General features: G+C 66.6%; 8 protein-coding genes. 6 read left to right on the top strand and 2 right to left on the bottom strand.

What is annotated here, in order from left to right:
- Positions 1-233 (bottom strand): Clp protease N-terminal domain-containing protein (locus tag QAR72_RS12955; RefSeq protein WP_304617798.1); only part of this gene is annotated, 233 nt, incomplete at its 3' end.
- A gap of 197 nt (positions 234-430) precedes the next feature.
- Positions 431-1,177 carry a hydroxyacylglutathione hydrolase gene (gene gloB, locus QAR72_RS12950; protein WP_304617797.1) on the bottom strand — a complete coding sequence of 249 codons (747 nt, stop codon included), beginning with the start codon at positions 1,175-1,177 and terminating at the stop codon, positions 431-433.
- 56 nt (positions 1,178-1,233) lie between these two features.
- Between gloB and QAR72_RS12945 the strand changes: the two genes are divergently transcribed.
- The 6 genes from QAR72_RS12945 to QAR72_RS12920 all read left to right on the top strand — a co-directional run bounded on the left by QAR72_RS12945 (position 1,234) and on the right by QAR72_RS12920 (position 7,285).
- On the top strand, positions 1,234-2,088 hold the full coding sequence (locus tag QAR72_RS12945; RefSeq protein ID WP_304617796.1) for a methyltransferase domain-containing protein: 855 nt from the start codon (positions 1,234-1,236) through the stop codon (positions 2,086-2,088).
- A 306-nt stretch (positions 2,089-2,394) separates the two neighbouring features.
- Entirely contained in the window at positions 2,395-2,961 is a 567-nt protein-coding gene (locus QAR72_RS12940) for a F0F1 ATP synthase subunit delta (RefSeq protein WP_304617795.1), read from the top strand.
- Entirely contained in the window at positions 2,961-4,496 is a 1,536-nt protein-coding gene (gene atpA / locus QAR72_RS12935) for a F0F1 ATP synthase subunit alpha (protein ID WP_304617794.1), read from the top strand. Before QAR72_RS12940 ends, atpA begins: the two co-directional genes overlap by 1 nt.
- Positions 4,497-4,508: 12 nt before the next feature.
- The gene (locus QAR72_RS12930) at positions 4,509-5,381 is read left to right on the top strand and encodes a F0F1 ATP synthase subunit gamma (RefSeq protein WP_304617793.1); all 873 of its coding nucleotides are present in this window, start codon (positions 4,509-4,511) and stop codon (positions 5,379-5,381) included.
- Positions 5,382-5,401: 20 nt separating this feature from the next.
- Positions 5,402-6,826: a F0F1 ATP synthase subunit beta gene (gene atpD, locus QAR72_RS12925; RefSeq protein WP_304617792.1), complete on the top strand. Its 1,425-nt coding sequence runs from the start codon at positions 5,402-5,404 to the stop codon at positions 6,824-6,826.
- Positions 6,827-6,835: 9 nt separating this feature from the next.
- A complete protein-coding gene (locus tag QAR72_RS12920; RefSeq protein WP_304617791.1) occupies positions 6,836-7,285 on the top strand; it encodes a F0F1 ATP synthase subunit epsilon in 450 nt (149 codons plus the stop codon).
- Positions 7,286-7,401: the final 116 nt, after the last annotated feature.

Raw genomic sequence — 7,401 nt, 5'->3', positions numbered from 1 at the left:
GAGCCTTCGACATCGGTGATCAGCGTGGACAGATCGTCCTCGATGAAATCGACCAGCGTGCTTCGCAGCTCGTCCAGATCGACATTGCAGGCCCGCATCACCTTGACGGCGTCCGGTTCCTCGGTCAGCGCCAGCAGCAGGTGTTCCAGCGTCGCCAGTTCGTGGCGATGCTCGTTTGCCAGTGCAAGAGCCTGGTGAATGGCCTGTTCCAGGGTGGTCGAGAAACTTGGCACGGGTCGTCTCCTGTCAGTCGGCTGGCGGTATGGGCCGCGTCTTGCCCACCTGCCCAGACTGTCACGATGTCATTAAGATTTGGTGGATTTCGACCGGCATCAAGAGGCAATTCGTCCCATGCCGCCGTTTTTCCCAACGATGAGGCAGATGTGATGCGGCAGGCATCGTTTCAAGGGCAGGGCCCGCATCGTGATGGTCAGAACGCATCCTTCATGCTCCTCAGCCGGGCGAAGACCGCCGCGTCATCCGCGCCCTCCATCCCCAGCCCCTCGCGCAGCGCAGCGACGCGCAGGAAGGGGTTCGTCGCCCGTTCCAGAGCCAGCGTCGCCGGCGCGCAGGGGCTCGCCGCCTCGGCGATGGCCCGCATCCGCTCGCGCAGCGCCGCATTGTCGGGATCGACCGTCAGGGCGAAGGCAGCATTGCCGCTGCAATAATCGTGCCCGGAACAGATCAGCGTCTCGTCGGGCAGGGCGTTCAGCCGCGACAGGCTGGCCCACATCATCGCTGCATCCCCCTCGAACAGGCGCCCGCAGCCCATCGCCATCAGGCTGTCGGCGGTGAAGGCCAGCGCGCTTTGCGGGAAGTGGAAGGCCAGATGGCCGACCGTATGGCCCGACACGTCCAGGATCTCGACCGGCTCGCCCAGAACCTCCAGCGGCTCGCCGGGCACGACGCTCACATCCAGCGGCGGCAGGCGATGGGCGTCCGCCGCCGCCCCGATCACCCGCGCCCCGGTGGCCGCGACCAGTTCGGGCACCGCCTGGATGTGGTCGTCGTGGTGATGGGTCAGAAGGATCGCGTCCAGCCCCCAGCCGCGCACCGACAATTCGGTCAGGACCGGCTGCGCCTCGGGGGCGTCGATCAGCACGGTCCCGGCCTCGGAATGCAGCAGATAGGCGTAATTGTCGCGCAGGCAGCGCAGGGTGACCAGGTCCAGCGGCATTGGCAAAGCCCTCTCCTTGTGATCCTTTAGCCTGACAAATGCCGGGCCGGGGCGCAATGCATCACGACATCGACCAGCTGAGACGCTTCTACTACCAGCGCGCCCTGGGCCGCGTGGTGCAGCGCATCCTGCGCGACCGGCTGACCGAGCGTTGGGCCCCCGCCGCCACGACCGGCATGAATGTCGCGGGCTACGGTTTCGCCGCGCCGCTTCTGCGACCCTATCTGGCCCATGCGCGGCGCGTCACGGCGCTGATGCCCGGCCAGCAGGGGGTCATGGCCTGGCCCGCCGGCCTGCCCAACCATTCCGTCCTCTGCGACGAGACCGCCTGGCCGGTCGAGACGGGCAGCATCGACCGCCTCGTGATGCTGCACGGGATCGAGGGCAGCGAACATCCCCGCCAGCTTCTGGCCGAGGCCTGGCGCTGCCTGGGGCCGGGGGGGCGCGTGATGGTGATGGTGCCGAACCGTGCGGGGCTGTGGGCCGCGTCCGAACGCACGCCCTTCGGGTCGGGGCGGTCCTACACGGCCGGCCAGATCGAGACCCAGATGCGCCATGCGGGCTTTCAGCCGGAATGGCACGGCTCGGCGGTCTATATCCCGCCCTCGGACCGGCGCTTCTGGCTGCGCAGCGCGCAGTTCTGGGAACGAACCGGCCTGCGCATCAGCCGCGTGCTGATCGCGGGGGTGGTGCTGGTCGAACTGGCCAAGCAGAGCCGCGCCCCGGTCGGGCCCGGCCTCAAGATCCGCGTGCCGAGCGCGCGCGAGATCCTCGACGGCGTTGCCCGCCCGCTGCCCGGCCGTGCCGCGCCGGCCTCGCGCGCGGGGCATCCGGGTCTTGTCCATGCGCGCCCGGACCCCGGCAGCACGATGGCCGGGCGGGGCGAATCCCCGGCCGGAAAGCGGGGCTGAGTCGCGGCCGATTCCCGACCGGAAATGGCCGGATTCAACCGGGTGCGACAGCCTGCCGCAGGCCGGAACGGCGCTTCGGCCGGGGGTGTTGGCGCTATCCCCAAGGTCAATACAGGTCCGCCGCGACCTTTGTCGCACAGGCTCGCATCTGCGTGTGCATGACGGTTGCCGGGCGGTGAAACTGCTGCTAGAGACGCCGCAGAATTCCGGGCGGCCCTCCAAAAGCCGCGCGACCGCGACCCGCGCCCCATGACAGACCGGATTTCGCGTCCGGCCCGCCAGTGGGGTTTGCGCAAACCGTAAAGGATGACCGTGGCCAACTCTGTTTCCATGTCCCACAGCATCGCCGGGCGTTACGCGCAGGCCGTTTTCGACATCGTGATGGCAGAGGGGCAGATCGACAGCCTCGCCCGCGAGACCGAGAGCCTGGCCGCCGCCCTGGCCGACAGCGCCGATCTGCGGGCGCTGATCTCCAGCCCGAAATATTCCCGCGCCGACCAGGCGGCCGCCATCGGCGCCATCGCGTCGAAGATGGGCCTGTCGCCGGTGATGGCGAACACGCTTCAGCTGATGGCGAAGAACCGCCGCCTGTTCGTGCTGCCGCAGCTGACCGAGCGTCTGGCCGCGCTGATCGCGGATGCGCGCGGCGAGGTCACCGCCGAAGTCACCAGCGCGGTCGCGCTGAACGACGAGCAGCAGGAGCGGCTCAAGACGACCCTGGCCGAGAAATCGGGCAAGACGGTCAAGCTGAACACGCGCGTCGATGAGAGCCTCATCGGCGGCATGATTGTCAAGTTGGGCTCGCAGATGATCGACAGCTCGGTCCGCTCGAAGCTCGCTTCCCTTCAGAATGTCATGAAAGAGGTCGGATAATGGGAATCCAGGCTGCCGAGATTTCGGCGATCCTCAAGGAGCAGATCAAGAATTTCGGTCAGGACGCCGAAGTCGCCGAAGTCGGCCAGGTGCTGTCGGTCGGTGACGGGATCGCCCGCGTCTACGGTCTGGACAAGGTCCAGGCCGGCGAGATGGTGGAATTCCCCGGCGGCGTCCGCGGCATGGTTCTGAACCTCGAGACCGACAACGTCGGTATCGTGATCTTCGGCGATGACCGCCAGATCAAGGAAGGCGACACCGTCAAGCGCACGCGCTCGATCGTGGACGTTCCGGTCGGCAAGGGCCTGCTGGGCCGCGTCGTGGACGCGCTCGGCAACCCGATCGACGGCAAGGGCCCGATCGAGGCGACCGAGCGTCGCGTGGCCGACGTCAAGGCCCCCGGCATCATGCCGCGCAAATCGGTGCACGAGCCGATGGCGACCGGCCTGAAATCGGTTGACGCGATGATCCCGGTCGGCCGCGGCCAGCGCGAGCTGATCATCGGCGACCGCCAGACCGGCAAGACCGCCATCGCCCTGGACACGATCCTGAACCAGGCGAACTACAACGGCCGCGAGGCCGAGGGCATGAAGACCCTGCACTGCATCTACGTCGCCGTGGGTCAGAAGCGTTCGACCGTGGCGCAGCTGGTCAAGAAGCTGGAAGAGACCGGCGCCATGGCCTACACGACCGTCATCGCCGCGACCGCTTCGGACCCCGCGCCGATGCAGTTCCTGGCGCCCTATTCCGGCACCGCGATCGGCGAATATTTCCGCGACAACGGCATGGACGCACTGATCATCTATGACGATCTGTCCAAGCAGGCCGTGGCCTATCGCCAGATGTCGCTGCTGCTGCGCCGTCCGCCCGGGCGCGAAGCCTATCCGGGCGACGTCTTCTACCTGCACTCGCGCCTGCTCGAGCGTTCGGCCAAGCTGAATGAGGATAACGGCGCCGGCTCGCTGACCGCTCTGCCGATCATCGAGACGCAGGCAGGCGACGTGTCGGCCTATATCCCGACCAACGTGATCTCGATCACCGACGGCCAGATCTTCCTGGAAACCGAACTGTTCTTCCAGGGCATCCGCCCGGCCGTGAACACCGGTCTGTCGGTCAGCCGCGTTGGTTCTGCCGCCCAGACCAAGGCGATGAAATCGGTCGCCGGTCCGGTCAAGCTGGAACTGGCCCAGTATCGCGAGATGGCCGCCTTCGCGCAGTTCGGCTCGGACCTCGATGCCGCGACGCAGCGCCTGCTGAACCGCGGTGCGCGCCTGACCGAGCTGATGAAGCAGCCCCAGTATCGCCCGCTGACCAATGCCGAGATCGTCATCGTGATCTATGCCGGCACCAAGGGCTATATCGATAACGTCCCCGTCAAGGAGGTCGTCGCCTGGGAAGAGGGCCTGATCCAGTTCCTGCGCAGCCAGAAGTCCGCCCTGCTGGACGACATGACCCGCAACGACCGCAAGGTCAGCGGCGATCTGGAAGATGCGATCAAGGCGGCGCTGGACGAATACAACCGCACCCGCGCCTGAGAGGGGGAATAGATGCCCAGTCTCAAGGATCTCAAGAACCGGATCGGCAGCGTCAAGAACACGCGCAAGATCACCAAGGCGATGCAGATGGTCGCCGCCGCCAAACTGCGCCGCGCGCAAGAGGCGGCGGAAGCCGCGCGCCCCTATGCCGACCGCATGTCGGCCGTCATGGCTGGCCTGACCGCGAATGCGGCAGGCCAGGCGGGCGCGCCGCGCCTGCTGGCCGGGACGGGCAGCGATCAGCGTCACCTGCTGGTGGTGATGACCGCTGAACGCGGCCTTGCCGGCGGCTTCAACAGCTCGATCGTCAAGCTGGCCCGCCAGCATGCCGACCGTCTGCGGGGCGAAGGCAAGCAGGTTGCGATCCTGACCGTCGGCAAGAAGGGCCGCGAGCAGCTGAAACGCGACTACGGCGATCTCTTCGTGCATCACGTGGACCTCTCCGAGGTCAAGCGCGTGGGCTATGACACGGCGCGCATGATCACCGACGACCTGCTCCAGCGTTTCGACGCAGGCAGCTTCGACGTGGCGACGATCTTCTACAACCGCTTCGAGACCGTGATCAGCCAGATCCCGACCGCGAAGCAGGTGATCCCCGCCGAGGTGCCCGCCGATGCGGCCCCCGCCAATGCGCTCTATGAATACGAGCCGGGCGAAGAGGAATTGCTGGCCGAATTGCTGCCGCGCTCGGTCGCGACGCAGATCTTCGCCGCGCTTCTGGAAAATGCGGCGTCCGAACAGGGCGCGCGGATGAGTGCCATGGACAACGCCACGCGCAATGCGGGCGACATGATCGACCGACTGACGACGCAGTACAACCGCTCGCGTCAGGCCGCGATCACCACGGAACTCATCGAAATCATTGCGGGCGCCGAGGCGCTCTGACCGTAACGCAGAGGTGAAACATGGCAGAGGCCACTGGTAAAATCACGCAGGTGATCGGCGCCGTCGTTGACGTGCAGTTCGACAACCACCTGCCCGCGATTCTGAACGCGCTGGAGACCGAGAACAACGGCAAGAAGCTGGTTCTGGAAGTCGCCCAGCACCTGGGCGAGAACACCGTCCGCACCATCGCCATGGACGCGACCGAAGGTCTGGTCCGCGGCGAGGCCGTGCGCGACACCGGCGCCCCGATCACGGTGCCGGTCGGCGACGTGACGCTCGGCCGCATCCTGAACGTCGTGGGCGAGCCCGTGGACGAGGGCGCATCCATCACCGCGACCGAGACCCGCGCCATCCACCAGCCCGCGCCCGACTTCGCGGCGCAGGCGACCAGCTCGGAAATCCTGGTCACCGGCATCAAGGTCATCGACCTGCTGGCGCCTTACTCCAAGGGCGGCAAGATCGGCCTGTTCGGCGGCGCCGGCGTGGGCAAGACGGTTCTGATCATGGAACTGATCAACAACATCGCCAAGGTGCATTCGGGCTACTCCGTGTTTGCGGGCGTGGGTGAGCGGACCCGTGAGGGCAACGACCTCTATCACGAGATGGTCGAATCGGGCGTTATCGTTCCCGACAACCTGACCGACTCGAAAGTGGCTCTGGTTTACGGCCAGATGAACGAGCCTCCCGGGGCCCGGATGCGCGTCGCGCTGACCGGCCTGACGCTGGCCGAACAGTTCCGCGACGCCTCGGGCACGGACGTTCTGTTCTTCGTGGACAACATCTTCCGCTTCACGCAGGCGGGCTCCGAGGTGTCGGCGCTTCTGGGCCGCATCCCCTCGGCGGTGGGCTACCAGCCGACGCTGGCCACCGACATGGGCGCGATGCAGGAACGCATTACCTCGACCAAGAACGGCTCGATCACCTCGATCCAGGCCGTCTATGTGCCGGCCGACGACCTTACCGACCCGGCGCCTGCCACGACCTTTGCCCACCTCGACGCCACGACCGTTCTGTCGCGCGCGATCTCGGAACTGGGCATCTACCCGGCCGTGGACCCGCTCGACTCGAACTCGCGCATCCTCGACCCCGCCGTCGTCGGCGAGGAGCATTACCAGGTCGCCCGCGACGTTCAGGGCATCCTGCAGAAGTACAAGTCGCTTCAGGACATCATCGCCATCCTCGGGATGGACGAACTGTCCGAAGAGGACAAGCTGACCGTGGCCCGTGCCCGCAAGATCCAGCGCTTCCTGTCGCAGCCTTTCGACGTGGCCAAGGTCTTCACCGGCTCGGACGGCGTGCAGGTTCCGCTAGAAAAGACCATCGCCTCGTTCAAGGCCGTGGTTGCCGGCGAATATGATCACCTGCCCGAGGCCGCCTTCTACATGGTCGGCGACATCGAGGAAGTGAAAGCCAAGGCGCAGCGTCTGGCCGCCGAAGCGGCATAAGGGGGCAAGATGGCCGATACGATGCAGTTCGACCTCGTGTCGCCGGAACGGAGGCTTGCCTCCGTTCCCGTGCGCGAGGTGCGCCTGCCGGGCAGCGATGGCGATCTGACCGCCATGCCCGGCCATGCGCCCGCGATCGTCACCCTGCGCCCCGGCATGGTCGTGCTGGTCGGCGCTGACGGTTCCACCAGCGAATTCGCCGTGACCGGCGGCTTTGCCGAGATCAACGCGGATTCGGTCAGCCTGCTGGCCGAACGCGGTCATCCGCGCGCCGAACTGACGCAGGCTGTCTACAACGACATGCTGGCCGAGGCGCGCCGCGCGCAGCAAAGCGCCGAATCGCGCCGCGAGCATGTCGGCGAAGAGGTCGTGACCGCCGCCGTCAAGCTGGTGGGCGACATGGTCGCCATGGGCACGCATATCGGGCTGGACCCCAATCAGTCCACCGTGCCCGATTGATCGCCTGATCCCGTTCAGCGCGCCTTCGGGCGTCGCGGCATCTGCCCCGGTCCTGCACCGGGGCTTTTGCTTTCCCGCCCCCGGTGGTTATCCTGACCCCGTATCCATTCCGGAGT

The organism is Paracoccus sp. (in: a-proteobacteria) (assembly GCF_030604785.1).
Lineage (GTDB): Bacteria > Pseudomonadota > Alphaproteobacteria > Rhodobacterales > Rhodobacteraceae > Paracoccus.
This window is presented reverse-complemented; position numbering and strand designations above follow the sequence as displayed.

Bases quoted from the DNA above. Each gene is read 5' to 3' on its own strand.
- gloB (WP_304617797.1), bottom strand. From the start codon at position 1,177: ATGCCGCTGGACCTGGTCACCCTGCGCTGCCTGCGCGACAATTACGCC.
- QAR72_RS12945 (WP_304617796.1), top strand. From the start codon at position 1,234: ATGCATCACGACATCGACCAGCTGAGACGCTTCTACTACCAGCGCGCC.
- QAR72_RS12940 (WP_304617795.1), top strand. From the start codon at position 2,395: ATGACCGTGGCCAACTCTGTTTCCATGTCCCACAGCATCGCCGGGCGT.
- atpA (WP_304617794.1), top strand. From the start codon at position 2,961: ATGGGAATCCAGGCTGCCGAGATTTCGGCGATCCTCAAGGAGCAGATC.
- QAR72_RS12930 (WP_304617793.1), top strand. From the start codon at position 4,509: ATGCCCAGTCTCAAGGATCTCAAGAACCGGATCGGCAGCGTCAAGAAC.
- atpD (WP_304617792.1), top strand. From the start codon at position 5,402: ATGGCAGAGGCCACTGGTAAAATCACGCAGGTGATCGGCGCCGTCGTT.
- QAR72_RS12920 (WP_304617791.1), top strand. From the start codon at position 6,836: ATGGCCGATACGATGCAGTTCGACCTCGTGTCGCCGGAACGGAGGCTT.